The organism is Yaniella soli, assembly GCF_054782375.1.
Map to the genome: position 1 here is coordinate 113,740 of NZ_BAAGSP010000007.1, position 22,207 is coordinate 135,946.

Annotated in this window: 28 protein-coding genes; 13 read left to right on the plus strand and 15 right to left on the minus strand. The window is 56.2% G+C overall.

Annotated elements, in window-relative coordinates; genetic code table 11:
- Nucleotides 1–230: 230 nt before the first annotated feature.
- On the minus strand, nucleotides 231–365 hold the full coding sequence (locus ACYVJT_RS05690) for a type II toxin-antitoxin system VapB family antitoxin (protein WP_343955735.1): 135 nt from the start codon (nucleotides 363–365) through the stop codon (nucleotides 231–233).
- A 249-nt stretch (nucleotides 366–614) separates the two neighbouring features.
- On the opposite strand from ACYVJT_RS05690, the gene ACYVJT_RS05695 reads away from it, so the two are divergent.
- On the plus strand, nucleotides 615–1,085 hold the full coding sequence (locus ACYVJT_RS05695) for an SRPBCC domain-containing protein (RefSeq protein ID WP_343955734.1): 471 nt from the start codon (nucleotides 615–617) through the stop codon (nucleotides 1,083–1,085).
- A gap of 212 nt (nucleotides 1,086–1,297) precedes the next feature.
- Here the strand turns inward: ACYVJT_RS05695 and ACYVJT_RS05700 are convergent, their stop codons facing one another.
- Together ACYVJT_RS05700 and ACYVJT_RS05705 are read right to left on the minus strand one after the other, a co-directional pair.
- Nucleotides 1,298–2,119, minus strand: a complete 822-nt coding sequence (locus ACYVJT_RS05700; RefSeq protein WP_343955733.1) for an ABC transporter permease family protein — start codon at nucleotides 2,117–2,119, stop codon at nucleotides 1,298–1,300.
- Nucleotides 2,100–3,062 carry an ATP-binding cassette domain-containing protein gene (locus ACYVJT_RS05705; RefSeq protein ID WP_343955732.1) on the minus strand — a complete coding sequence of 321 codons (963 nt, stop codon included), beginning with the start codon at nucleotides 3,060–3,062 and terminating at the stop codon, nucleotides 2,100–2,102. The genes ACYVJT_RS05700 and ACYVJT_RS05705 overlap by 20 nt, the downstream gene beginning before the upstream one ends.
- A 100-nt stretch (nucleotides 3,063–3,162) precedes the next feature.
- On the opposite strand from ACYVJT_RS05705, the gene ACYVJT_RS05710 reads away from it, so the two are divergent.
- Nucleotides 3,163–3,807, plus strand: coding sequence for a TetR/AcrR family transcriptional regulator (locus ACYVJT_RS05710; RefSeq protein WP_343955731.1), 645 nt, complete (start codon nucleotides 3,163–3,165; stop codon nucleotides 3,805–3,807).
- Between the two features lie 79 nt (nucleotides 3,808–3,886).
- On the opposite strand, the gene ACYVJT_RS05715 is transcribed toward ACYVJT_RS05710, so the two are convergent.
- From ACYVJT_RS05715 to ACYVJT_RS05730, 4 genes are all read right to left on the minus strand, one after another.
- The gene (locus ACYVJT_RS05715; RefSeq protein ID WP_343955730.1) at nucleotides 3,887–5,038 is read right to left on the minus strand and encodes an ABC transporter ATP-binding protein; all 1,152 of its coding nucleotides are present in this window, start codon (nucleotides 5,036–5,038) and stop codon (nucleotides 3,887–3,889) included.
- A 91-nt stretch (nucleotides 5,039–5,129) separates the two neighbouring features.
- Entirely contained in the window at nucleotides 5,130–6,464 is a 1,335-nt protein-coding gene (locus ACYVJT_RS05720; RefSeq protein WP_343955729.1) for an ABC transporter substrate-binding protein, read from the minus strand.
- Between the two features lie 47 nt (nucleotides 6,465–6,511).
- Nucleotides 6,512–7,429 (minus strand): carbohydrate ABC transporter permease, encoded by a 918-nt coding sequence (locus ACYVJT_RS05725; RefSeq protein WP_425579840.1) that lies wholly within the window; start codon nucleotides 7,427–7,429, stop codon nucleotides 6,512–6,514.
- An 8-nt stretch (nucleotides 7,430–7,437) separates the two neighbouring features.
- Entirely contained in the window at nucleotides 7,438–8,433 is a 996-nt protein-coding gene (locus ACYVJT_RS05730) for a carbohydrate ABC transporter permease (protein WP_343955727.1), read from the minus strand.
- Between the two features lie 200 nt (nucleotides 8,434–8,633).
- Between ACYVJT_RS05730 and ACYVJT_RS05735 the strand changes: the two genes are divergently transcribed.
- The 3 genes from ACYVJT_RS05735 (at nucleotide 8,634) to ACYVJT_RS05745 (ending at nucleotide 10,650) form a co-directional block, all read left to right on the plus strand.
- Nucleotides 8,634–9,107 (plus strand): hypothetical protein, encoded by a 474-nt coding sequence (locus ACYVJT_RS05735; protein ID WP_343955726.1) that lies wholly within the window; start codon nucleotides 8,634–8,636, stop codon nucleotides 9,105–9,107.
- Between the two features lie 2 nt (nucleotides 9,108–9,109).
- Nucleotides 9,110–9,313, plus strand: coding sequence for a helix-turn-helix transcriptional regulator (locus ACYVJT_RS05740; RefSeq protein ID WP_343955725.1), 204 nt, complete (start codon nucleotides 9,110–9,112; stop codon nucleotides 9,311–9,313).
- 323 nt (nucleotides 9,314–9,636) lie between these two features.
- A complete protein-coding gene (locus ACYVJT_RS05745; RefSeq protein ID WP_499418203.1) occupies nucleotides 9,637–10,650 on the plus strand; it encodes an Abi family protein in 1,014 nt (337 codons plus the stop codon).
- On the opposite strand, the gene ACYVJT_RS05750 is transcribed toward ACYVJT_RS05745, so the two are convergent.
- Nucleotides 10,635–11,141: a flavodoxin family protein gene (locus ACYVJT_RS05750; RefSeq protein ID WP_343955724.1), complete on the minus strand. Its 507-nt coding sequence runs from the start codon at nucleotides 11,139–11,141 to the stop codon at nucleotides 10,635–10,637. The genes ACYVJT_RS05745 and ACYVJT_RS05750 overlap by 16 nt on opposite strands.
- Nucleotides 11,142–11,202: 61 nt before the next feature.
- On the opposite strand from ACYVJT_RS05750, the gene ACYVJT_RS05755 reads away from it, so the two are divergent.
- The gene (locus tag ACYVJT_RS05755) at nucleotides 11,203–11,784 is read left to right on the plus strand and encodes a DUF421 domain-containing protein (protein WP_343955723.1); all 582 of its coding nucleotides are present in this window, start codon (nucleotides 11,203–11,205) and stop codon (nucleotides 11,782–11,784) included.
- 120 nt (nucleotides 11,785–11,904) lie between these two features.
- Here ACYVJT_RS05755 and ACYVJT_RS05760 read toward each other — a convergent pair whose 3' ends face one another.
- Nucleotides 11,905–12,471, minus strand: coding sequence for a type 1 glutamine amidotransferase domain-containing protein (locus tag ACYVJT_RS05760; protein ID WP_343955722.1), 567 nt, complete (start codon nucleotides 12,469–12,471; stop codon nucleotides 11,905–11,907).
- Between the two features lie 269 nt (nucleotides 12,472–12,740).
- Between ACYVJT_RS05760 and ACYVJT_RS05765 the strand changes: the two genes are divergently transcribed.
- From ACYVJT_RS05765 to ACYVJT_RS05780, 4 genes are all read left to right on the plus strand, one after another.
- Nucleotides 12,741–14,030 (plus strand): alpha-hydroxy-acid oxidizing protein, encoded by a 1,290-nt coding sequence (locus ACYVJT_RS05765; protein ID WP_343955721.1) that lies wholly within the window; start codon nucleotides 12,741–12,743, stop codon nucleotides 14,028–14,030.
- Nucleotides 14,031–14,130: 100 nt separating this feature from the next.
- Nucleotides 14,131–14,571 (plus strand): alternative ribosome rescue aminoacyl-tRNA hydrolase ArfB, encoded by a 441-nt coding sequence (gene arfB, locus ACYVJT_RS05770; RefSeq protein WP_343955834.1) that lies wholly within the window; start codon nucleotides 14,131–14,133, stop codon nucleotides 14,569–14,571.
- Nucleotides 14,572–14,676: 105 nt separating this feature from the next.
- Nucleotides 14,677–15,063 carry a nucleotidyltransferase family protein gene (locus ACYVJT_RS05775; protein ID WP_343955720.1) on the plus strand — a complete coding sequence of 129 codons (387 nt, stop codon included), beginning with the start codon at nucleotides 14,677–14,679 and terminating at the stop codon, nucleotides 15,061–15,063.
- A gap of 8 nt (nucleotides 15,064–15,071) precedes the next feature.
- Nucleotides 15,072–15,314: a HepT-like ribonuclease domain-containing protein gene (locus tag ACYVJT_RS05780; RefSeq protein WP_425579838.1), complete on the plus strand. Its 243-nt coding sequence runs from the start codon at nucleotides 15,072–15,074 to the stop codon at nucleotides 15,312–15,314.
- A gap of 196 nt (nucleotides 15,315–15,510) precedes the next feature.
- Here the strand turns inward: ACYVJT_RS05780 and ACYVJT_RS05785 are convergent, their stop codons facing one another.
- The 6 genes from ACYVJT_RS05785 to ACYVJT_RS05810 form a co-directional block, all read right to left on the minus strand.
- Nucleotides 15,511–16,356 carry a glycerophosphodiester phosphodiesterase family protein gene (locus ACYVJT_RS05785; RefSeq protein ID WP_343955719.1) on the minus strand — a complete coding sequence of 282 codons (846 nt, stop codon included), beginning with the start codon at nucleotides 16,354–16,356 and terminating at the stop codon, nucleotides 15,511–15,513.
- Nucleotides 16,353–16,835 carry a 2'-5' RNA ligase family protein gene (locus tag ACYVJT_RS05790; RefSeq protein ID WP_343955718.1) on the minus strand — a complete coding sequence of 161 codons (483 nt, stop codon included), beginning with the start codon at nucleotides 16,833–16,835 and terminating at the stop codon, nucleotides 16,353–16,355. Before ACYVJT_RS05790 ends, ACYVJT_RS05785 begins: the two co-directional genes overlap by 4 nt.
- Nucleotides 16,836–16,866: 31 nt before the next feature.
- Nucleotides 16,867–17,322 carry a nucleoside deaminase gene (locus tag ACYVJT_RS05795; RefSeq protein WP_343955717.1) on the minus strand — a complete coding sequence of 152 codons (456 nt, stop codon included), beginning with the start codon at nucleotides 17,320–17,322 and terminating at the stop codon, nucleotides 16,867–16,869.
- Nucleotides 17,323–17,623: 301 nt separating this feature from the next.
- Nucleotides 17,624–18,244: a hypothetical protein gene (locus tag ACYVJT_RS05800; protein ID WP_343955716.1), complete on the minus strand. Its 621-nt coding sequence runs from the start codon at nucleotides 18,242–18,244 to the stop codon at nucleotides 17,624–17,626.
- An 87-nt stretch (nucleotides 18,245–18,331) separates the two neighbouring features.
- Nucleotides 18,332–18,793 carry an SRPBCC family protein gene (locus ACYVJT_RS05805; RefSeq protein WP_343955715.1) on the minus strand — a complete coding sequence of 154 codons (462 nt, stop codon included), beginning with the start codon at nucleotides 18,791–18,793 and terminating at the stop codon, nucleotides 18,332–18,334.
- Nucleotides 18,794–18,862: 69 nt separating this feature from the next.
- Nucleotides 18,863–19,303 (minus strand): YtoQ family protein, encoded by a 441-nt coding sequence (locus tag ACYVJT_RS05810; RefSeq protein WP_343955714.1) that lies wholly within the window; start codon nucleotides 19,301–19,303, stop codon nucleotides 18,863–18,865.
- Nucleotides 19,304–19,426: 123 nt separating this feature from the next.
- Here ACYVJT_RS05810 and ACYVJT_RS05815 point away from each other — a divergent pair, with 123 nt between their 5' ends.
- From ACYVJT_RS05815 to ACYVJT_RS05825, 3 genes are read left to right on the plus strand one after another with little or no spacing between them, the layout of a single operon-like run.
- Nucleotides 19,427–20,119 (plus strand): MSMEG_4193 family putative phosphomutase, encoded by a 693-nt coding sequence (locus ACYVJT_RS05815; RefSeq protein WP_343955713.1) that lies wholly within the window; start codon nucleotides 19,427–19,429, stop codon nucleotides 20,117–20,119.
- 24 nt (nucleotides 20,120–20,143) lie between these two features.
- On the plus strand, nucleotides 20,144–20,683 hold the full coding sequence (locus ACYVJT_RS05820) for a DUF3090 domain-containing protein (RefSeq protein WP_343955712.1): 540 nt from the start codon (nucleotides 20,144–20,146) through the stop codon (nucleotides 20,681–20,683).
- Nucleotides 20,683–21,450: an SCO1664 family protein gene (locus ACYVJT_RS05825; RefSeq protein ID WP_343955711.1), complete on the plus strand. Its 768-nt coding sequence runs from the start codon at nucleotides 20,683–20,685 to the stop codon at nucleotides 21,448–21,450. The genes ACYVJT_RS05820 and ACYVJT_RS05825 overlap by 1 nt, the downstream gene beginning before the upstream one ends.
- The last annotated feature ends 757 nt before the right edge of the window (nucleotides 21,451–22,207 follow it).

The following is a 22,207-nucleotide window of genomic DNA, read 5'->3' on the forward strand; positions in this document are numbered from 1 at the left end:
TACGAGCGCTATGGCAGAATTCCAACACCTAGGGCGGACAGGTCACAAAAAGATCAGCAGACGTCCGCTCGATCCGACCCAACCGCGTGACAATATTTGGATCGCCCGTAGCCAGCCTTGCCCAAACCGAATTGTCCACTAGATAATCGGTCACGACGACTTAGATGCAGGTAGCTCGACAGGAGCGCCAAGCTCTGCGGGGAAATCTTCCAGCCCCGCAATACCATCGATCATGACGCCTTCTGTTTAGAAGCAATGAGCCTGCGCAACGCTAAATCAAGAACCGCCCTGTTCGACCGTTCACCGGTCAATGCCCTGGCGCGTTCGATGAGTTTTGGGTCTAAATCAACATTTGTTATTGCCATACTGAATTCTTTCCTTTATATAACTGATAAATACTTTTCTCCTATAAAAGACAGCAAGTCCAAGATTTTCGTGCATGTTTCAACGCTGAGCCAAACTGGGTATCTATATGCCCAGGCATGAGCACCTTAAGCTGTTCAAGACTGTCCTTGCACGGCTCTGCCACCATAGTGACGCAGGAAAGCTGGGGCAGGATTACTTCACGCCAAACGCCACTAGACGGAGACGGTAACCAGTGAAAGAGTGGAGCCATGACTGAATCACGCATTACCAGCGCCGAACGTGAAGTTTCGATCCCAGCCGCCCAGGTTTTCAAGTTAATCGCCGACCCAGCCCGCCACCCACAATTTGACGGTAACGACAACCTATCTCGTGCTGATCAGGGGCAACGCATCGATCGAGTCGGCCAACGTTTCACCATGGAGCTCACGAACGGCCAAAGCCGTGACAACGAGGTGGTAGAGTTTGAAGAGGGCCGCCGTATCGCTTGGAAGCCGGCCCCGGTAGGCGAAGAACCTCGCGGTCATGTGTGGCGGTGGGAACTCGAACCGGTCAATGACCTCACGACGCTAGTACGCCACACGTATGACTGGAGCGAACTGACCGATGAGACCCGGTTTGAGCGCGCCAGAGCGAACACCGAAGAAGCGTTGAGCCGGTCGGTGACCAAGCTGGCCGAGTTGGCTGAAACCCTAGATGCGGGTATCGAGGTTACAGACTAAGGGAAAGGCTCCGGCAGTGCACTCACCGCAGATGTGGATTACAGCGAAATTTTGCAATCCGTTATGCGAACATCCACTACTCAAGCAGGATGGTCACATGGTTGGTATCGTCAGCCGCTCCGAGATCAACCGCCTGGCGATCGGAAACTACTTGAGCACACGCGTTGATACGCCGCAGTTTGCTGAGGCACAGACCGCGAGCGTTTCATAACTCACGCGTCTCTGCGGGAGAACAGAGTCAGTGCCGCACCGAGCACAACGACCAGCCAGCACGCCAGGACCACCACGGCGAGGAGCGGAACCAAGTGCACTGCCTGGCCGGGGTCGGTTGATCCAGAAATGCTAAGAATCGCAGCATTCGGAAACATCGGCAACAGGAATTGCTGCGCCGCGTTAGGCAGCATTGAGACCACGGCGGGAGCAAACATTACTGCCAGCGTGGCCGTCACTGCACCGCCGGTAGTGCGGACAATGAACGCAAGAGCAGCAACCAGCACAGCATAGAAAGACACCATCAGGAGACTGCCCAACGCCATCCGCAGAAGTTCCCCGTCCATCAAATTGAGCACCGGTAGACCGGATACCGCCAGAACCAACTGCGCCACGAGTATCGCCAGGAGAACGGACACCAAGCCTGCCAGCACTGCGGCCCCTGCCAACACGAGGAGCTTCGCCGAAAAGACCTTAACGCGGTTCGGCGTAGCCACCAGGGTGGTGCGCATCATCCCCGTGGCATATTCGGAGGCCACGAACCATGCCCCCAAGATGATGAAGACGACTGCGGTTGCGTCGACGCCGAGCAAAGCCGTACTGGCAATATCGGCCCACAACAGCGCAGCCAGCGAGTCACCTTGTGTGACATCGATTGTCAGTAGAAACAGCAGAGCGGTCACCGCAGCAAGCACGACCGCGAGGGTTACGAGGACACGTGGGAACCGCAGCGTCCATATCTTTATCGCCTCGGAGGCAATCACAGATTTCAACCCGCTACGACGAAGCACGGTCGATTGCTGGTCAACGTTCGCCACGGTCATGTAAAGCCTCCACACCAAGGGTTTCTTGCTCGGTCAGCGCCAAGAATGCAGTTTCGAGATCGGTCTGTTCGGGGGTTAGTTCATACAGTGGTATCCGGTTTGCTGCAGCCAACTCACCGATCCGTGGTGCCCCCAGCCCGGCGACCCGAAGCGCACTGTGGGCAGGGTCCATCCCTTGAGATTCATTACCAACGGTGGCCTCACTCGTTGTCTGGTGAATTTTCGCGCCATGGTCGACCAGTAGAACACGCAGTTCGTCGCTTCGCGGCGACTGTACGATCACTTGCGCAGCAGACGTGAACAGCTGTTCAACGTCAACATCGGCCACGAGCCGTCCGCGGTTGATCACGATCACCTGGTCGGCGGACTGCTGCATCTCCCCCATAAGATGGCTGGAGACAAAGACGGTGCGCCCCTGTGCTGCCATATCCTTCATGAAGTCACGGATCCAACGCATACCGGCAGGGTCAAGCCCATTGGATGGCTCGTCGAGGATGAGCGTTTCCGGATCACCTAACAGCGCCGCTGCGATCCCCAAGCGTTGGAACATACCCAACGAATATCCAGCAACCCGCCGGTCGGCCACATCAGATAACTCCACCATCTTCAATACTTCAGTGACGCGACCCGACGGCAAGTTACCGGCTCGGTTCAACCACCGCAGATGGTCGCGCGCCGTACGACCCGTCTGGATCGCTTTGGCGTCGAGTAGCGCACCCACTTCACGCATAGGGGCTGGAACATCGGCGTAGGAGCGGTTATTGATGGTGGCAACACCGGATGTAGGCCGGTCCAGTCCTAAGATCATGCGCATGGTCGTGGTCTTGCCGGCTCCGTTTGGGCCCAAGAACCCGGTCACAACACCCGGCTGGACGTCAAACGACACATCATCAACCGCTGTTGTGCCGCCATAGTGCTTTGCGATCTTCGCGACGGAGATCATGGAGGTCCACTCCGCATGTTTTTTATGCAGTTGTATTATAATAAAACAAAGACCTGGTTTAACGCAATGCACTCGCATGATAAAAATAGGGAGGGTTTGGATGCCGAAAGTCGTTGATCACGAACAGCGCCGACAGAAGCTTGCCGAAACCGTCTGGCACATCACAGCCAACCGTGGGCTCGATGCGGTGACTCTGCGCGCCGTCGCTTCGGAATCCAACGTTTCCATGGGCACAGTACAGCACTACTTCGGCACCAAGGACCAGATGATTCTGTTCGCGTGTCAATATATGATCGACCTGGCAAACTCTGGGGCCTCCAATTCGTTGACGGAATCGCAGGAGCCTGACCACCCTCGAACGGTAATCCGCACGGTCATGCATCAGACCCTGCCGCTGGATGAAGCACAACGCATCGGCAGTTCGGTCTGGCTAGCCTTCGTCGCACGTTCCGCGGTGGATGCTGATCTTGCCACGCTAATTCGGGATGCCTGGGCTGGGTTACATGAGCTGATCGCAGGTCAGCTGCACGTTGCGCAAGCCATCCACCAAGTCTCTTCGGAGTTCGCGACCGACCGTGAGGCGATGACTCTCGTGGCCGTCACTGATGGCCTGGTTTCTCACCTGCTTGTCGGGCACTATTCAGCCGACGAGGCTCTGGCTGTCGTCGAGGATCATCTCGATCGGATCTTCAGTCCCCACTCTGCAAGGAGTGGTGTTTTAGGTTCGGCGGCTCAAGAGCACTGAGACGAGTTTCTACCAGTCATGCGAGAATCGCGAGTTCTCCTCAACAAGGAACCACCGTGGAACAAAGGGACGGGCAAAATTAGGTATCTTCTTCTTGCAACGCTGCTACGTCGGCCAGCTGCGCCTGCGGTGTGTGCTCAGGAACATCCTCATTGAGACGTAACCCGGTTTCCGAGTCGAACACGTGCAGATACGAGATATCGGGAGCAACATAGACAGTTTCGCCCTTCATTGGAGGTTTCCGTCCATCGACCCGAACAATCGTGGGTTGCAGCGTTTCGAAGCCCTTGGGAATACCAAATATATAGGCATCTGCGCCCAATTCTTCCGTCAAAAGAACTTCCATCTCCAATCCGCCGGTCTCAGCACCTACGAGGTGAAGATCTTCAGGACGCATCCCGAGTGTGACGGTGGAGGCTGAGGCTCGCTGCAGTATTCCAGCCGGGACCTCGAATCGTTGATCACCGACTTCAACGCTCGACCCATCGTGGTTGGCCGTGAGCAGGTTCATGGATGGGGAGCCAATAAAGCCAGCAACAAAGACGTTGGCGGGCCGAGCATAGAGATTTCGCGGCACATCGACCTGCTGCAGGATACCGTCTTTCAGGACGCACACCCGGTCGCCCATCGTCATCGCTTCGACCTGGTCGTGGGTGACGTACACGGTAGTGACCTGCAGCTTTCGGGTCAGCGCTGCAATTTGAGTGCGGGTTTGGACCCGGAGCTTGGCGTCAAGGTTCGATAAGGGCTCGTCCATCAGAAAGACCTTTGGAGACCGGACAATCGCCCGTCCCATGGCTACACGTTGTCGCTGACCACCAGATAATGCTCGTGGTTTACGCTCGAGATAGTCCTCGAGGTCTAACAACTTGGCGGCTTCTCGAACCTGGCGATACCGTTCTTGTTTCGATACTCCGGCGATTTTGAGGGCAAAGCCCATGTTGTCAGCAACCGTCATGTGAGGGTAGAGCGCATAGCTCTGGAAGACCATGGCGATGTCGCGATCTTTGGGCGACACGTCAGAGACGTCTTCCCCACCGATGAGGATGCGACCCTCATCGATTTCTTCGAGCCCTGCGAGCATGCGAAGCGCAGTCGATTTTCCGCAGCCAGACGGACCGACCAACACGAGGAACTCGCCGTCTTTGATCTCGAGTTCGAGTTGGTTAATGGCCGGACGGGCACCAGCGGAATATATTCTGCTCGCCGCGTCGTAGATTACAGATGCCATAGTTGCTATTACCTTTCGCAGGACAAGGGTTGGGGTGAACCCACAGGCACGTAATGGGCCCACGGGTTCACCCCGGCGATTCGAGTGGAGTTTACTGTTCTACTTCGTCAGCCAAGTCCGACTCATAGAGCGACTCAAGCTCGGCTTGGACGTCCTGCATGGTTTCTTCAACATCAGCATCCGTGGTGAGGATGTCCTGCAGCGCCTGCGAGAGTTCCAGGTCGCCACCTGGAACGAACAGTCGTGCATGATCTTGCACACGTGCGCGCTCGAGCTGGTCGACGGCAGTTTCAAACTGTGGAGTCTCCGCGTAGACATCCGACATGTCAGCATCCACATGGACCGGTACGTAACCAGTTGCAGCTGAGAACTCAGCGGTTGCCTCAGGACTCGACATGTGACCGGCAAACATAGCTGCCGCCAGCTGACGTTCCGGTGTGCTATCCGAAGCAATCATCAGACCGGCACCGCCGGTTGGGGTCTCACCTTCGGCAGCAGGTCCGCCCGGCAAGAATGCGGTTCCTACTTCAAAGTCGGCAGATTCAAGAATCCCGCCCAGGGAGCCGGTGGACTGCACAATTTGACTGGTCGCGCCAGCGGAGAAGTCATCAGCCGGGTCCCCCGATGCCACACTCGCCCAGTCGTTCGTGGCGTCTCGGGCGAACTCTAACGCCTCGACGGTCTCTGAAGAAGATACCGCCGAGAAGTCCCATTCATCCGACCATGCGCCCCCATACCCCCAAACGAGGTTAGCCATTGACCACGCTGGGTACTGGTCTTGTGGTGGGAAAGTGAAAGCCGCGTCCGCGACACCGGCTTCCATCAGCTGGTCGGATACTTCGGCTGCTTCTTCCCAGGTTTCTGGTGGGGCCTCGATACCTGCTTCTTCATAGTGGTCAGCATTGTAGTAAAACAACGGGGTCGACCGTGCGTAGGGCACCCCGTAGTGGGCGTCTTCGTAAAGGTAATCCTGATATAACGCTTCGACGTAACCCGACGGGTCGACCTCGGCAGCTTCGAGCAGGTCGTCAACCGGCATCAGGGAATCATTGAGGTAATTCGGGAACCACGTGGCATCGGAGAGCACGACGATGTCGGCTTCCGCATTGCCCTGTGCTGTTTGGAATCGCTGGGAGGTTTCTTCGTAGTTCGCTCCTGAAGTCACGACGTTCACCTCTATCCCGGTGTCTTCGGTGAACTCGGCGATCAGTTCGTTTTCGACATCCTGGGAGCCACCCGGGTGGTTGGTCCAGAACGTGATCTCTTCTGCCGGTTCAACCCCCTCGAGTTCTACTGCTTCTGCTTCGGTGGCTTCACCGGAGGTATCCGGGCCGCAGGCAGTCAGTCCGAGCACCGCAATGCTGAGCACAGCGGCGCCGAGCGTTGTCCGACGGTTCTTACGTGTGTGCGCTGGCTGTTGTTTCATAAAGACTCCTTCAAGTTGTGTGGAGATGAGTTGTCGTATGCGATGCGTTATTTGACAGCACCTTGGGTGAGACCTGCAACGATGTATCGCTGCAGGGCCGCGAAAATGATGAGCACGGGAACGATGACCAGCACCGCGCCTGCCATGAGGATGCCGTAGCTGCCGGTCTGACTTTCGATAGATTGGAGCAGGTTGAGTCCCACTGGCAGCGTCATCTTCTCAGGAGAGTCGATGATGATCAGCGGCCACAAGAAGTTGTTCCACTCGTTGACGATGGTCACCAGCGACACCGTCGCGATAGCTGGAATGGAGACCGGAACGGCGCTCTGGAGCAGTTTGCGGAAGTGTCCTGCGCCATCAAGTTCTGCCGCTTCGAACATCTCTTTGGGCAGGGCCATAAAATGTTGGCGCAACAAGAACGTTCCAAAGGCGGTGCCAAGGCCGGGCAGGATGATCCCCCACAGGGTATCGCGTCCACCCAACGAGCTGATCGTGAGATAGTTGGGCAGCATCGATACTTCCGGCGGCACCATTAACGCCACCAGAATTCCCAAGAAGATCAGATTCACGCCGGGCACTCGGATGAACACGAGCGCGTAGGCAGTCGTGATCGCCAGGACGACTTTGACCGTGGCACCGATGACGGTCACGATCACGCTGTTTCCCAACACCGTCAATAGCGGGACGCGATCACCCACAGTCTCATAATTACTCAGGGTGGGATCCTGCGGCAGCAGCGATGGATCCAGCGTCACGATCTCATTGGCCGGCTTGAAGCTCGATAGCACCATCCAGGCCAGCGGCAGGACGATCACCAGCAGCGCGATGAGGATGGGCAGGTATCCAGCCAGCAACGTATCGGCGAGGTTTTTCGGAGCGAAGGCTTGCCGCCAGTCGGGCTTCTTGGGCTTGGGCGTCTTCTTCGGCTTGACCGATCCGGTGGTTACCGGTGGGATGGGCGTCATTTTGGAAGTCACTGGTAATGCACCTTCCGTTCCACATAGCGCAGTTGAACGGCCGTGATGACGAACAACGTTATGAACAGCACAACCGCGATGGCGGCCGAATAGCCAGCCCGTTGATACGCTCCGAACGACTGCAGGTAGATCTCAAAGATGATCGTGTTGGTGCCATGGCCTGTCGGAGTCATGGTGCGCAGGACGTCGAAGGCGTTGGTCATCGAGAAAATGATGTTGGTGACCAAGAGGAAAAACACTGTTGGCGTCAGCAACGGGAGGGTGACCGAGAAAAACCGGCGGACTGGGCCGGCCCGGTCGATCTTGGCGGCCTCGATCAAATCCTGTGGAATGGACTGCAAGCCGGCCAAGAACACCACAGCGCAATAGCCCAAATTTTTCCAGACGTAGACGATAATGACCATCAACAAGGCCCAGTTTTCGTCGAGGTACCACTCGGGAGATTCCAGTCCGAAGAAGTTCAGGATGTGTGACAGCGCGCCCAAGGTTGGGTCGAAGATAAAGTTCCACACCATGGCCACGCCAACACCCGATAGGACATACGGCGAGAACACCGCGGTTCGCGCCAACGTTCGACCCGGGATCTTCTTGTTGAGCACCAGGGCAATCAACAAGCCAAGGATCATGGACCCCAGCACTGCTCCGGCCGTGAAAATGCCGGTGACCCGCCATACTTCCACCCCGGAGTCCGAGGTGAAGAACTGAATATAGTTCTCGAGCCCAACTGGCTCGGCGGTTGCAGAACCAAGTCGCCAATCCAGCGTCGAATAATACATGTTGCTGAACAGCGGATAGTAAATAAACGCGAGGATCAGCAAGATGTTGGGGCCGGCGAAGATCAGAAATAACGACCAGTTCTTCGACAGTCTGCGGCGTTTTCGCTGTTTCCGTGCGGTAGCGAGTTCAGGCCCTCCTAAACGGCCCTGCGCAGCCGAATCCTCCGAGTCCAACGCGTGCCCTTCGGTCGTGCTTCCGTGTCGAATAGCCGTCATCAACCCTCCTTCCCCTTAGACACGAGTCACAGTGTCCAATACTGGAGCAAACCTTCAGGAGCATTGAGCTGAATTCCACATGAACCGATATCAAACCATTGGTCCGTGTGACACGACGGCCATGAACGCAGTTGCGTAAAGCAGACTGTACATGTAAAACTGACTATACACGTAAAAGACGCTTTACAGGAGGAGTGACAATGAGCGGCGAAACTCGTACCGACATCCGAACCCTATGGGGCCGCACCCGCTTTGCCAGCGGCCGCTTTCCAGCCTTGGCCCTGGCCATCCCGCTCGGACTGGTGCTCGCTGTAGGAGCCGGAGCAATCACTCTGTGGGCCGGGGTAGCCCGAGGAGAGCTGGCGCTACTTATCGCCGCGGTCTTCGCGGTCATTATGGCCCCGGGCCTGGCGGGCTTGGTGTGGGCGCTCGTGGTTGATCGATCCACAATCAAAGGAGCCATCGATAAGCCCGAGGAATCAGTCGAATCGAAATGGTTAAATTCAGCCATGTCAGGGGCTTTGAGCGACACAGTTACGGTGACAGGCTTAGGCCTGGCTACCATCGCGATCACCGGGTTCGATTTCGACGTACTCTGGGCGCTCACGGGAGTACTGCTTATCGCTATATTCAGCACCTTCGTGCGCTATGTCATGGCAATGAAGCGGGGCTGATCGTGCAGAACTCGCTACCCGAACGACGGAAAGACCTGGGCTGGTCACAGCAACGTCTCGCCGACGAGCTCGGAGTCTCCCGCCAAACAATCATCTCCATCGAACGAGGTCGCTTCGACCCGTCCTTGCCTCTGGCCTTCCGTTTAGCTGAGACCTTCGAATGCAAGATTGACGATCTTTTCGACCCTCATGGCGAAGGCAACTAGCCACTCTCACACCACAGTAATGCGGTCACCGATCCGTGAGTTGGCCTGCCAGAACAACACACAGTTCTTCAACTGCCCCGACAGACCAGCGACCGAAAAATGCAACAACAATCGGAGTCTTTTTTACAGTTGGATTCCAAGTTTGGCACTCCTTAAACCTAGCGAATAACGCATGTGTTACAGTGGGGGGCACCATATCCCCCACGCCTCTCCACGATGCGCACTTGGGGGATCTTTTTATCCATCATCGCTCAGGAGGAGGGGCATTCATGCGGCGACAACCCCGGCCGCGTGGGTCTGGTCACTACGACAAACCACCAATGATGAATGTGGACCTCGTCAAGCGCCTCGCTGATCGCGGATTAGAAATACCCCACCCGGATAGAGCGGCCAGGTACCTGCGCCACATTGGATATTATCGGCTTTCTCCATATACGATCCCATTTCAACAGGGCGGTCCCGACCATCAGTTCCGCACAGGCACGTCGTTCGATGATGTACTAGACCTCTACGTGTTCGATCGTGAACTCCGCTTGGTGGTCCTCGACGCCTTAGAACGCGCCGAGGTCGCACTCCGGGCGGCACTAACGGATCATATGTCGACACGGTACGACGACGCTCACTGGTATGTAGATCCATCGCATTTCGATCAACAACGTCGCCACGGTAATTTTCTCACGCTGGTCAGAAAAATTTGCGAAGAACGGTTGCTGGGCAAACCCGACAGCGCACAAGACCATCTAGTCCACGTCTCAGCCCTCGAGCATTACCTCACAACATACGGGACCCCCGAGATGCCACCTTCATGGCTGATGGTGGAAACCTTATCCATCGGGCAACTAACCAGCTTATACCGAAACCTTCAACGACGTGCTGACCGAACGGAAATCGCTAAAAGTATCGGATTGACCGCGCCAGTCTTGGAATCGTGGATGCTTACTTATACCCGTGTTCGGAACATTTCCGCGCACCATGGTCGGCTATGGAACGTTGGTTTAGGCGTCTACCCTATGATTCCGACGTCACCCAAAATTTCATGGCTGAGTGGTACAGATTCCCTACCGGCTCGATCCAGAAAACGTCTATATCCTGTTCTGGTATCCCTTCAGTCAATTCTTAATGAAATTTCACCGCATAGCAGTTGGGCTCAACGTCTTCACAACCTCCTAAATACACGTCCCAAATTGAACCTTATCGCTATGGGGCCCCTGAAAACTGGGCTGAAGATTCTTTTTGGGCTCGCCACATCGGCTGAGTTCCATTGCAGCCTCTCGGAGGACCACATGATAACGTCCAGCAGCGAGCGGAGCACCGTAGGGCGTCATTCTGTCAATTGAATGGCCACAGTAGCGCCAAGGTCCTCAGCAGCCTCGAGATGCTCGTCGGTGATGTCCCCCAGCGCCTCCAAGATTTCGCCACCGAGCTGCCACCCCAGCGCCCCGACGATTCCCTCAACCGATCGGACGGCTCCGGTCGTATCATACCGGCCATGCACGATGAGGCCATAAGGTCGCCGACGCATACTTCGCTCGCCTTCGCTCGCGCTCCCGTCCGCGCTCAGTGACCCACCAATCTTGAGGAACGTACTGTCGAAAACGTGCTTCAGTGCCCCACTCATGTATCCAAAATTGGCTGGGGTGATGAACAGGTAACCGTCAGCCTCCTTGATCGCGGTCTCATCTGCTTCACCCCGAGCCCATGCCAAAGCGGGAACCGAGGTGACTTCGACGCCTTCAATATCTGGATGGTTGGCACCTTTGAGTGCCGCGTCGAGCAATTGCTGAACACTGTTGGTTGGGCAGTGATGAATCACCAGAAGCTGTGTCATAACACCACCATGGCACATTCAAAGAGCACCATCCTAGAGCAGGCTCGCTTACGATGACTGAATGGATGCTTTCAGCGTGACACCGGAACAACTACGAGACACCCTCGGCCTCGAGTTGTGGCGTATCCCGATAGTCATTATCACGGCCATCGTCATTTATCTTGCGTGTTTACTACTCCTGCGCCTTTTCGGTGCACGGGTATTGTCCGGGCTCACAGGATTCGACGTCGTCGTGGGTATCATGTTCGGCTCTGTAGCGGGTCGCGTAATCGTTGGCGACCCACCGACCCTGACGGCCGGCATCATCGGCCTAGCCACACTACTCACCTGCGAAGCGATTTTCGGCCAGATACGCAGCAATATAAACATCCACAAGGTGCTACATGTCCAACCAACAGTGGTATTGGCACACGGAAAACCTCAGCCCGACCTGATGCGCAAGACCCACGTGACGCACGACGACATCATGAGTTCGCTGCGCCGGGCGGGAATCTCAGATCCAGCGCAGGCCCGGTGCATCGTACTCGAACCCAGCGGTTCGCTGAGCGTCCTACGCCGCGGCACTCCCTTGGATCCACAAGTCTTGGAAAACGTACTCGGTGCTGAACGGGTGCTTTCGCAGGACAGTCCGGATCTGGACTAATGGGGCGTGTTCTCACCAGAAAACTCGGTAAAGTCTACTTTTTGGCACGCAGTCGAAAGGCCCGCCACCAATCGGTCGGTAGCGGGCCTTTCGAACTCGATGAACAATCAAGCGACAAGCTTATGTGGTCTGTTGACGGTGTTTACCTTCAGCTGCTTCCTCAATGAGTTTGGCGTTGAATGCATCAAGATCACCTGGGTTCCGGGAGGTTGTCAGACCGTTGTCGACGACAACTTCTTGGTCGACCCAGTTGGCCCCGGCATTCTTTAAGTCAATGGAGACCTTATCGACACTGGTGACTTTTCGTCCTTCGACGACGCCGGCGTTGATCAGCAGCCATGGGCCGTGGCAGATTGATGCCACCGGCTTCTTAGCAGAGAAGAACCCGCGCACGAAGTTCAACACATCCTCGTTGGTGCGCAATGTATCCGCGTTCAACGTGCCGCCGGGCAACACGAGGGAGTCGAAGTCTTCGGCTTTTGCCTCGCTGATGTGGCGATCCACGGTGAACGAGTCTCCGTGATCCCAATCGCCCTGCATAGCAGTGATGCTGCCTGTCTTATCCGATACCAGCACCGGGGTGGCGCCCGCGTTCTTCACCGCGTCCCACGGTGAAGTAAGTTCCACCTGTTCGACGCCATTGGTGGCGACAAATGCAATGGTATGTCCGTTGAGGTTCTGAGTCATACATCCTCCTTGAGTTGCAGATGTTGGACTTCCATGTTCCACACAAACACTGTGCCGACGCAGTGACAAGACCTGTTCAACGAGGCACGCATACGACATGGCGTCCACTATGAAACGATCTCCCAGTAACCCAAGAGTCACGAACTATGACGCTCACGTTCAATCGCCTTCTCCACAGCTCATCTGCTATTCTCTACAGCATCAAATCGCAGGTGTATCCGCCCGACCCGATGCCGTGACGAAAGCGGTAGAACATCGAAGGGAGCTCCATGCCCGCACAAGTGCCACCCGGCCGCCGCATGCAGAACCTCATTTACCGGGCCGGGCTCTACGGCCGCCGACCGAAGGTCCCTGTCAACAGCGAGAAGCTACACAATGCTGCGGTGAACACCATGTCGCGCCAGGCACGAGGCTACATCGATGGCTCTGCAGGAACGGAGTCCACCAACGACAACAACCGACGCGCTTTTAACCAGTGGCATCTAGTACCTCGGATGGCTTCGCCGGTCAGCGCGCGTAGCTTACAGATTCAGCTACTGGGTCTGGATCTTCCGACTCCTTATCTGCTGGCACCGATCGGCGTAGCAGAAATGGTCCACCCGCAAGCGGATGTCGCTACGGCCAAGGCGGCGAGGCGCACCACGATCCCCATGACGGTCTCCACCCAAGCTTCCGTGCCCGTGGAAGAGATCGCCGCTCAATTAGACGGTTCTCCCTGGTTTTATCAGCTCTACTGGGGCACCAGCGACGCGGTGGCCTTTAGCATGGTGCGCCGCGCAGAGGCCGCCGGAGCTAGCGCCATAGTCGTCACGTTAGACACGTTAATGTTGGGTTGGCGCACCCGCGATCTGGACAATGGTTTCCTGCCCTTTGCCCATGGTATGGGCGTTGGGCAGTACACCTCCGACCCCGAGTTCGCCAAGTTGGTCGAAGCCCGGGTACACGCCGATAGGCAGCAGACCAACACAGCCGATTCTCCGAAGCCCACCCCTGCTGCAGTACGAGCACTGATCGGTATGTCCAGACGATACCCAGGACGGCTGCTCCAGAACCTTCGCTCCCCGTACCCGCGTGCGGCCGTGGAGACGTTCCTGGAAATATTCTCCCGCACTGACCTAGCCTGGACCGATATCGCCCGACTCCGGGAAGCCACCGACCTACCGGTCATCGTCAAGGGGATTCAACACCCCGACGATGCACGACGAGCTCAACAGCTCGGGGCTGATGCACTATGGGTCTCGAATCACGGCGGTCGACAGCTTGACGGAGCCACAGCATCTTTGGATTCATTGGTTCAGGTGCGGCAGGCGGTCGACGCACAGCTACCGATAATCTTTGATAGTGGGATTCGCACTGCGGCCGATGCTATCAAAGCCCTTGCACTAGGGGCCGACGCTGTCGGGGTTGGCAGACCTTATCTCTACGGTTTAGCCATTGACGGTAGCAGCGGGGTACAGAGCGTGCTAGATTATCTGATCGCCGAGCTAGATATCTCACTCGGGCTGATGGGCGTCACCAGCCTCGATCAGCTCCACTCAGACCTATTGCACAGAGCCTAGGCGGCCACATAACCTCCGGTCGCATAAGCTCGCGTCCAACTGACACCGGAGGATGGCACGATACTTGGGTGCCCAAGGTTCCTATGCCACACTGGCCAATATGAAGGATCTCCATATTCCAGCAGGACCGGGTATCCCACGCGGATTAATCGTCCCTGCCGGGGATCTGATGGAGCAATTCACACATTCCTCAGGTCCTGGTGGCCAGGGCGTCAATACAACTGACTCGCGGGTGCAGCTCAGTCTGAACTTGGGTACGACTACTGCCCTGACCGATACCCAGCGCGAACGCGTCCTGTACCGTCTCGACCATCGACTATCTGGAACCACGCTCACGATTACGGCTTCTGAGCACCGAGCTCAAATACGCAACCGAACCGAGGCCCGCCAGCGACTCAGTACTCTCCTTCGAGCAGCTCTCGCACCCCAGCCCGTCCGACGCCCAACCAAACCGACACGAGGTTCGAAACGGCGCCGACTCAAGGCAAAACGTCACCGTGCTGAAATCAAGCAGAACAGAAAGCGCCCACCTCATGAGTGAGACGAAGTCGTTCCCACATCGCCTTAACAAGGCTAACTGGTCCAGCGCGCTCGCGGTTCTCTTCCTCCAACACAAAATCGGGCACAGGCACGGTAGATTGAATCCGTGTTTGAAGGACTCAGGATGGATGTCGACGCCATCTCCAAGATTTGCGAGCGACATTACGTCAAGTCGCTGACGCTCTTCGGTTCGGCACTAACAAATGACTTCGATCCCGAGCACAGCGACTACGATTTTCTCGTGGAGTTCCTCAATGAAGCACCAAGCCGTATCCGTGCCCGGATGGGACTGAAGTCCGGCCTCGAGAGACTTCTCAAAAGAGATGTGTACTTGGTGATTGGCTACAATTTCTCCAATCCCTACTTCGAAGCAATGGTACAAGCTAACAAGTACGATATATATATGCGGAGTGATGTCCGCACACGCGTTTACGACGCGATCCAGGTCTGCATATTATTTCTTTTACAACAGGGAAATCATCGGACGATATAGCAGAGGATTTGATCCTGCAATCGGCCGTTGAACGACAATTTGAAATTCTGGGAGAGGCGCCCAATGCATACCAGCGTATGGACCGTGCCAGCAGGCCGAAATTGGAGGAGGTTTCAGCCGCAATAGCAATGAAGAATCTCATTGCTCATGAATACTGTGTGGTCGATGTCCGAACACTCGCACAAATTGCCCACGACGATATACCTCCTCTAAAAACGAAGCTCGAGATTCTTCTCAAGGGACTTCATTAGCCTGTCTGAGACCCGCGAAAAATCTCGCGTATCGAAGGAGCGTCGTGATCAGGACAAAGACGACTCATGACTCCAGAAGTCGGCTCCACGTTGGACGGAATGCGACCACGATCAGCACAGGGTGCCACGCCTTCGGAGATTAAAGTGCGAATACTATACCCTTCACGCTTCTCGATGATGCGCACCGGTAGATCGCTCATAATCTCTGCGGCCATTGGCCCCGAGCGGCAAGAACCTCAGCGATGTCGGCCCCATTATCTGTCACCAACCCGTCGACACCCATGGCCAATAAACGCTCCATTTCCTCCTGTTCATTCACGACCCAAACATGAACGGCTATGCCTGCCCGATGGCACGCATCCACGAATCGTTTGGTCACGACTCGAATCCACCCCTGCCGAACGGGGACTTGCAAAGCGTGAAGCGGGAGCCTTTGTCGCAGCCGTCGTACAGTTTGCGTGAAGCGACCGAGCCGATGTGCCAGCAGTAATTGAGCAACGCTTTCACTACCAGCAGAGGAAGCTACTGTGTGATCTTCCGCTTGAATATGGTCGAAAAACAATCGACGATGGGAGTCGCGAAATGCAGCGATCAGTACTCGGTCCCATGCTCGGTGGCGTCGCAAGATTTCGGCCATCGGGGCCGCCGAGGCCCGGTCTTTAAGATCAACGTTAAATCGAGTATTCGGAAACGTCTCGAGTAAGTGTTCGAATAATACGAGAGGCTCCGAGACCTGTTCATGTCGTGGCTGGGGCCCAAGAACCGTCTCGGTTGATAGTTCATCCCATGTGTAGTGAGAAAGCCTTCCCGTGCCGGTGGTAATTCGGTCCAGCTGCTCATCATGGAAGACCACGACCTTGCCGTCCGCACTGGTCCGCACATCAATCTCGATATACCCGAACCCTTGCTCCACGGCCTCGCGTACAGCCCCCATGGTGTTCTCACGCTGGACGTCCGCGCCACGGTGGGCCAATCCAATCGGCCAACCAGCTCTCCCAGGTAGCGAGTCAGCAAAATACGGTGGCAAGTTCCGATCTGTCATCGTTGTCCCGCAAGCACTGTGAGCTGTTGGCTTTGTGGTTGCCGGAGCGACGCCCGGATAACTGTGAGTTCCTTGAGGTGTGCAGACGTTACCTCATCGAGCGCTCGCATGTAGTCGGGCACCATCACACGAGGTAATCGCAGACCCATCGTTAAGTGCGGCGTCCAGCGCGGGCCTCGCCCGTCAGGGTTGAGCGCGCTGATCTCACGAGCCGCTATTTCCAGTTCATCCGAGGTTTCGAGGAGCCAAGCAACGGTCTGTTTGCGTTTCGTCCCGAAAACAACGCTGCCAACCCTCCGAAAGCTGGCAGGAATCACCGGTGGCAGCAACTCGGCAGCACGCTGCACAACGTCGTCTGCCATATCCTGCGAAAATGTGATCGTGATGTGGGGCGTCTGTTGTTGTGCTGGGAAGCCACGCTCCTCGAGCAGTGCGAAAACATCGCGCACCTGGTGCTCTTCATTCTTTGGAAGGTGCAACAGGATATTCTCGGGTGAAACCAACGTGCGATCAAACGCCCTCTCCGATATCTTCATTCCACGTTTCTGGGTTCTCAGCAATGAAGCGCTGCATCAGTTCGATACATTCTGCGTCATCCACAAGAACTACTTCGACGCCTGCCTCACGGAGCCGCTCCAGATCCCCGGTATAGGTAGTAGCTTCACCCACCACGACTCGGGAAATTTTGAACAGAAGTATTGCGCCCGTACACATCGCACATGGCGCCAGCGTCGTAAATATAGTGCAATCTGCGTAGTTACCTCGGAGCCCAGCATTCCGCAAGCACGAGACCTCACCGTGCGCAGTCGGATCAGCTAATTGAACACGTTGGTTATGGCCCGTCCCGATGATCTCGCCGCGCTTATCGACAAGTGTTGAACCAATTGGGATTCCGCCCTCATCAAATGATTTCTGAGCCTGGCTCTTCGCGAGTGAAAACGCTGTGCTGTCCGATTCTTGCCACATAGCCGTCATCGTAGCAACCAGCCTGCAATTGATCTATAGGCCAAGGCTCGTCAAGTGGAGCCGTCTAAAAAAACACGCCGCTTGTCCTCTTGCATGGCGGTCGGTTGGACCACCGGATGTGGAAAGAGACAGAATCACACGGCAACGTCGAGTCCTGAATCCAGACTTTCGTGCGCTTCACCACGGACCGATGCGGACCCCGGATAAAGTCGACAAGACAGTGTCGGATCTAATCTAGATCATGGTTCGCGAGACCATGATCCCCCCGACTCCCCGAAACGACGATGAGCAGCTAGTTACGTTACTGTTGCGAACCGTAGTACTCCGGATATATCTCCATTACAGCGTCACTCCACTGGGAAAAATCGTCCGGGCACATGTGCTGCATGCCGTACACCATGATGTCTGCCATGCCTATCTCAGCTTGAGCGCGCTGGTCCTCAGGCAGAGTCTCCGGAAGCTGGCTTGCAAAGAGCGGTGAAGTATCGATGTGCATCTGAACAGTCGAAGCATCCGATTCATGACTGTTCGAAATTGCGGTTTCACACGCATCAGCGGTCAAGGCAAGGGTCAGGCTCTCGGCCTCGGGAGTCCAAACTCCTCCTTGTTCCTCAACGTGAGTGCGCTGCTCTTCGATAAATTGTTTTTGTTCTGGTGTGACTGCCGAAAGAGGAGAACCGTCAAGGGGCAGCTGTTGGTCCTCAACGAACTGGTCTCTTTCAGCCAAAGCGTCATCCATATCGGGTTGTTCGGAACCATTGCCTTCGGTCACGATCGGGTCTTGGGATTTCGCAGTGGCGGCGTCACCGGTAAGAGGACGTATCTCCGGTGAAACTTCTTCTTGAGAAGTGCACCCCGACAACAACAAACCAGTGACCATCGCGGAAGCTAGGACTAGGTGTTTAGTGATGACGCGAGACATAAAACCCGTTCATTAGTCGACAATGATTCTAATCTAGCGGTTTTTCGTTGTTCATATCGCTATATTTACAGTGGATGTCGACAGTGCTTATTGCTCGGCGATCCGTTTGATAGCAGCGAGCGTGGCCGGTATTCCCTGATGGGCGTCCTTGGTGCGTGCTTCGATGGCAGCGGGGGCTTTCTCACCGAATTTGTCGTGGAACATTTCGAGCCCGGCGGGCAGGAACTCCCAGCACTCAGTCAGTTCAGTACCACTATCGGTTGGCGCAAGTGTATAAGTCCATCGAACATAGCCGTCGCCTACCACCCACGCGAACTCTCGACCCCGTTCCGCGACGACGACTTCGCTAACAGTTTCCCAGGTCCGTCCCTTGCGCTCATTGCGGCCGGTAAAGCGAGCCCCGACATGCGCGGATCCGCCGTCTTGCCACCAACAGCTTGTGCAGATGGGACTCCACTCCCCTGTCCGGGTGACGTCAGAAACCAGATCGTAGACCTGTTCCGGAGATGCTTGAATAACGATCGAATCTTGATAAGTGAGGCTAGCCATAGCCAAAGTATTACAGGCTATAGACAACCCCACAACGGATCACCGATTCCGAATAACAGAACCAATCTCTTAAGCTTTGAGTACGTAACGCAGAGTCTCCACGACCTGGTCGGTGGTCGTGCACCAGGCCTGCGCCTCGGCGTCGACTTCCTTGAGCGGATGGACAATATCTTCGTCGTGGAGCGTCACGTAGGGCTTCCCCAGCGCTGCAGCGTAACCGGCATCGAAAGCGGCGTTCCACTGCTTGTACTGGTCGCCGAAACGCACCACGACCATATCGCTCTGCTCAATCAAGGTGCGGGTGCGGATTGCATTCACCTTGGCGGACTGATGATCACGCCAGAAGTTGTCATCTGGTTTACCCAGGTGGTCGCCAGCAGCATCGCTGGCAGGATGGTCAGTCACCGGGGCAGTAAAGACCACGTCCAGCCCAGCGGACTCAGCACCGCGCCGGATCTCTTCACGCCAATCGGTATGAATCTCACCGGAAAGATAGACATTAAAACTCATGGCTACAACCTCCTGTAAAGGGTGTGGACAGATCTGATCTCCTGTTCACCATACCTACGGTTCAGCGAAAAGAACCAGGCTAACGAATCGCTATGTCACCAAGCTGATGGTTAGGCTGGGTACATGGCCACAGTTATTCTTGTGCGGCACGGTCGCACCACAGCCAATGCCACCGGAGTGCTGGCAGGCCGGTCCCCCGGGGTCAAGCTCGATGCGACCGGACACGAACAGGCAGTGCATACGGCGGACCGTTTAGCGGCACTGCCCTTAGTCGGCGTGGTTTCCAGCCCACTGGAGCGATGTGTGCAGACCGCTCAGGAAGTCCTGCAACGCCAGGCACAAACCGACGATATGTTGATGGATTCGGATGTGACTGAATGCGATTATGGGGCTTGGCAAGGCCGTAGCCTTACCGATCTAGCCGCCGAGGAACTCTGGTCGCAGGTGCAGTCACACCCTTCAGGGGTGACTTTTCCCGGTGGAGAATCAATGGCGGGAATGCAAGCACGGGCGGTTTCCGCCATTCGGCGTCACGACGCAGCCTTCGAGGCAGAGCATGGAAGCGGTGCCGTGTGGGTGGCGGTCAGCCACGGGGACATCATCAAATCCATTCTGGCCGATGCCTTAGGGATGCACCTTGACCTCTTTCAACGTCTGAGTGTGGGCCCAGCCTCCGCATCGATTGTGCATTACGGTACGAGCGGCCCGCGGGTGCATGCGGTAAACACTGAGGCCGGGGATCTCTCCTGGCTTGCTCCGGGTCTGCATACCGCGGAGGCCCCGGTCGGCGGCGGAGCAGGTCACCAAGCATCATGAACACAACCGGTCTAGGATATTAGAATGCCCACAACAGTCCACGAGTTTAACTGGCCTGATCGTGTCGTCATCGGCACCATCGGTAGGCCCGGCGAACGCACCTTCTATATGCAGGTACGTAACGGGGTACAGCTGGCCAGCATCGCCCTAGAGAAACAGCAGGCGGCATTGGTAGCAGAAATGATCGACAAGATTCTTGATGAACTGAGCACCGTCGAGGGCAACCCACACAGCGTCCCAACACATACCCCCGTGGAACTTGTCGATAATGAACCATTGGAAGAAGTTGTCGAGCTCTTCCGGGTCGGCTCCATGAACCTAGGTTGGGACCCCTCCATGGTACAGGTGGTGTTGGAAGCCTACGCCCTCGAGGATGCCGAAGAGGAACTCACACAGCCAGAGCCAACTTCCGATGAACTCGTCCGGGTGCAAATGCCGGTGGGTATGGCACGCGCTTTCGCGAAGCGAACCGAAGAAATCGTGGCCGCGGGCCGCCCAATTTGCGCCCGCTGCGGTCATCCCATTGACCCCGACGGACACGACTGCGCCGGGCCCGACTTGTAATGTCACCCGACAAGCTACTCACCGGCGAACTGGAACTCACCGGTCGGATCACCACCGCCTCAAATGCAACATTTTTGGGGAACATCGGCGAAGTAAGCGTCGTCTACAAGCCAATTGCAGGCGAAAAACCACTATGGGACTTTCCGCACGGCACCTTAGCGCACCGGGAGGTGGCTGCCTTTCTCGTGTCCGAAGCCCTCGGCTGGAACCTCGTGCCGCACACCTGGCTACGCGATGGTCCCTTCGGTGAAGGCATGGTGCAACTCTGGCAGGAAGCAGACCCCGCACAGCATGCGGTACAGCTGATGCCAACCGAGCAACGACCCACCACGGGCTGGAAAACCATTCTGCACGGACAGGATGGTAATGGGCAACTGGTTGCGCTGCTTCACGAAGACGCCCCAGAGCTACGGCGCATGGCTGTCTTTGATGTTCTGATCAATAACGCCGATCGAAAAGGCGACCATATCCTCGCTATGTCCGACGGGCACCGGTACGGAGTGGATCATGGCCTGAGCTTTCACGATGAACCGAAACTCCGCACCGTGCTTTGGGGTTGGGTTGACGATCCGATAACCGAAGACGAGTTGGACGGAATCGACCAGCTGAGCCACGCGTTATCCGGAGAGCTTGGTCAAGAACTATCTAAATTCCTAAGTTCCGAAGAACTTTCTGCCCTCGCTGGCCGCTGCACTGAATTGCACCAAACGGGTCAGTTCCCTGCGCCCAGCGGCCAAATGCCAGCGGTTCCGTGGCCGCTGTTCTAAACAAGACTCGAACGCTCCCTGGCACCAACATTGCGGTCGCGAAGTCGCGAACGACCTCAACATCGACGCCGAAACACTGGTGGACAAGGTTATTCCGGAAGACCCGGATGCGAGGCCAGGATCATAGTGCGACTGCGTGCCCAAGGGCTGTCCGAGATATCTGTTCTTTGATCAATTGCTCCGGAAAAATGTCGATGTTTTCGCGGTCGAACAGCTCGCGAGTCTCTTCGAGGAGTCCGGACGCGCAACCGACCCGAATAGCTGCGGACGGGTCGCACCGTACTTCGCCAGCAAAGCGCGGAATTCATCACGACGTGCTTCAAGGAGCTCCCGCAGAGCGCGTGTCTCCGGCGTCGCATCAATGTCGTTCATACTCCCAGGATATTGAGGCACCATTTAGGCTGCAACGACATACATGTGCGCCACGGCATCATGCTTTATTCAAGATCGAGCTCTCAAAAGCGTCGCAGGGGAACCACACCCGAATACTGAAGTCCGAACCCGAGATCCAGCAACATCCGTGGCCTGGAAAATCACGCTGCGTTCAAGGGTGCTAATCGCGTCAACCTCTGCTGACACACGATCCTCAGCGACTTCCAGGTCGTACCGCGTCTGCAGATTGAGCCAAAATTGCGCGGCCACCCCGAAATACCGTCCTAGTACTACAGTCGCTTTTATTTTTGGTGGTGTCGGCGGTTTAATCGGACAGTGCTGAAATGTCGTGTTAATTCTGTCGTATGAGTGAGAATATTGGTGT

Bases quoted from the DNA above. Each gene is read 5' to 3' on its own strand.
- ACYVJT_RS05690 (WP_343955735.1), bottom strand. From the start codon at position 365: ATGGCAATAACAAATGTTGATTTAGACCCAAAACTCATCGAACGCGCC.
- ACYVJT_RS05695 (WP_343955734.1), top strand. From the start codon at position 615: ATGACTGAATCACGCATTACCAGCGCCGAACGTGAAGTTTCGATCCCA.
- ACYVJT_RS05700 (WP_343955733.1), bottom strand. From the start codon at position 2,119: ATGACCGTGGCGAACGTTGACCAGCAATCGACCGTGCTTCGTCGTAGC.
- ACYVJT_RS05705 (WP_343955732.1), bottom strand. From the start codon at position 3,062: ATGATCTCCGTCGCGAAGATCGCAAAGCACTATGGCGGCACAACAGCG.
- ACYVJT_RS05710 (WP_343955731.1), top strand. From the start codon at position 3,163: ATGCCGAAAGTCGTTGATCACGAACAGCGCCGACAGAAGCTTGCCGAA.
- ACYVJT_RS05715 (WP_343955730.1), bottom strand. From the start codon at position 5,038: ATGGCATCTGTAATCTACGACGCGGCGAGCAGAATATATTCCGCTGGT.
- ACYVJT_RS05720 (WP_343955729.1), bottom strand. From the start codon at position 6,464: ATGAAACAACAGCCAGCGCACACACGTAAGAACCGTCGGACAACGCTC.
- ACYVJT_RS05725 (WP_425579840.1), bottom strand. From the start codon at position 7,429: ATGACGCCCATCCCACCGGTAACCACCGGATCGGTCAAGCCGAAGAAG.
- ACYVJT_RS05730 (WP_343955727.1), bottom strand. From the start codon at position 8,433: ATGACGGCTATTCGACACGGAAGCACGACCGAAGGGCACGCGTTGGAC.
- ACYVJT_RS05735 (WP_343955726.1), top strand. From the start codon at position 8,634: ATGAGCGGCGAAACTCGTACCGACATCCGAACCCTATGGGGCCGCACC.
- ACYVJT_RS05745 (WP_499418203.1), top strand. From the start codon at position 9,637: ATGAATGTGGACCTCGTCAAGCGCCTCGCTGATCGCGGATTAGAAATA.
- ACYVJT_RS05750 (WP_343955724.1), bottom strand. From the start codon at position 11,141: ATGACACAGCTTCTGGTGATTCATCACTGCCCAACCAACAGTGTTCAG.
- ACYVJT_RS05755 (WP_343955723.1), top strand. From the start codon at position 11,203: ATGGATGCTTTCAGCGTGACACCGGAACAACTACGAGACACCCTCGGC.
- ACYVJT_RS05760 (WP_343955722.1), bottom strand. From the start codon at position 12,471: ATGACTCAGAACCTCAACGGACATACCATTGCATTTGTCGCCACCAAT.
- ACYVJT_RS05765 (WP_343955721.1), top strand. From the start codon at position 12,741: ATGCCCGCACAAGTGCCACCCGGCCGCCGCATGCAGAACCTCATTTAC.
- arfB (WP_343955834.1), top strand. From the start codon at position 14,131: ATGAAGGATCTCCATATTCCAGCAGGACCGGGTATCCCACGCGGATTA.
- ACYVJT_RS05785 (WP_343955719.1), bottom strand. From the start codon at position 16,356: ATGACAGATCGGAACTTGCCACCGTATTTTGCTGACTCGCTACCTGGG.
- ACYVJT_RS05795 (WP_343955717.1), bottom strand. From the start codon at position 17,322: ATGTGGCAAGAATCGGACAGCACAGCGTTTTCACTCGCGAAGAGCCAG.
- ACYVJT_RS05800 (WP_343955716.1), bottom strand. From the start codon at position 18,244: ATGTCTCGCGTCATCACTAAACACCTAGTCCTAGCTTCCGCGATGGTC.
- ACYVJT_RS05805 (WP_343955715.1), bottom strand. From the start codon at position 18,793: ATGGCTAGCCTCACTTATCAAGATTCGATCGTTATTCAAGCATCTCCG.
- ACYVJT_RS05810 (WP_343955714.1), bottom strand. From the start codon at position 19,303: ATGAGTTTTAATGTCTATCTTTCCGGTGAGATTCATACCGATTGGCGT.
- ACYVJT_RS05815 (WP_343955713.1), top strand. From the start codon at position 19,427: ATGGCCACAGTTATTCTTGTGCGGCACGGTCGCACCACAGCCAATGCC.
- ACYVJT_RS05820 (WP_343955712.1), top strand. From the start codon at position 20,144: ATGCCCACAACAGTCCACGAGTTTAACTGGCCTGATCGTGTCGTCATC.
- ACYVJT_RS05825 (WP_343955711.1), top strand. From the start codon at position 20,683: ATGTCACCCGACAAGCTACTCACCGGCGAACTGGAACTCACCGGTCGG.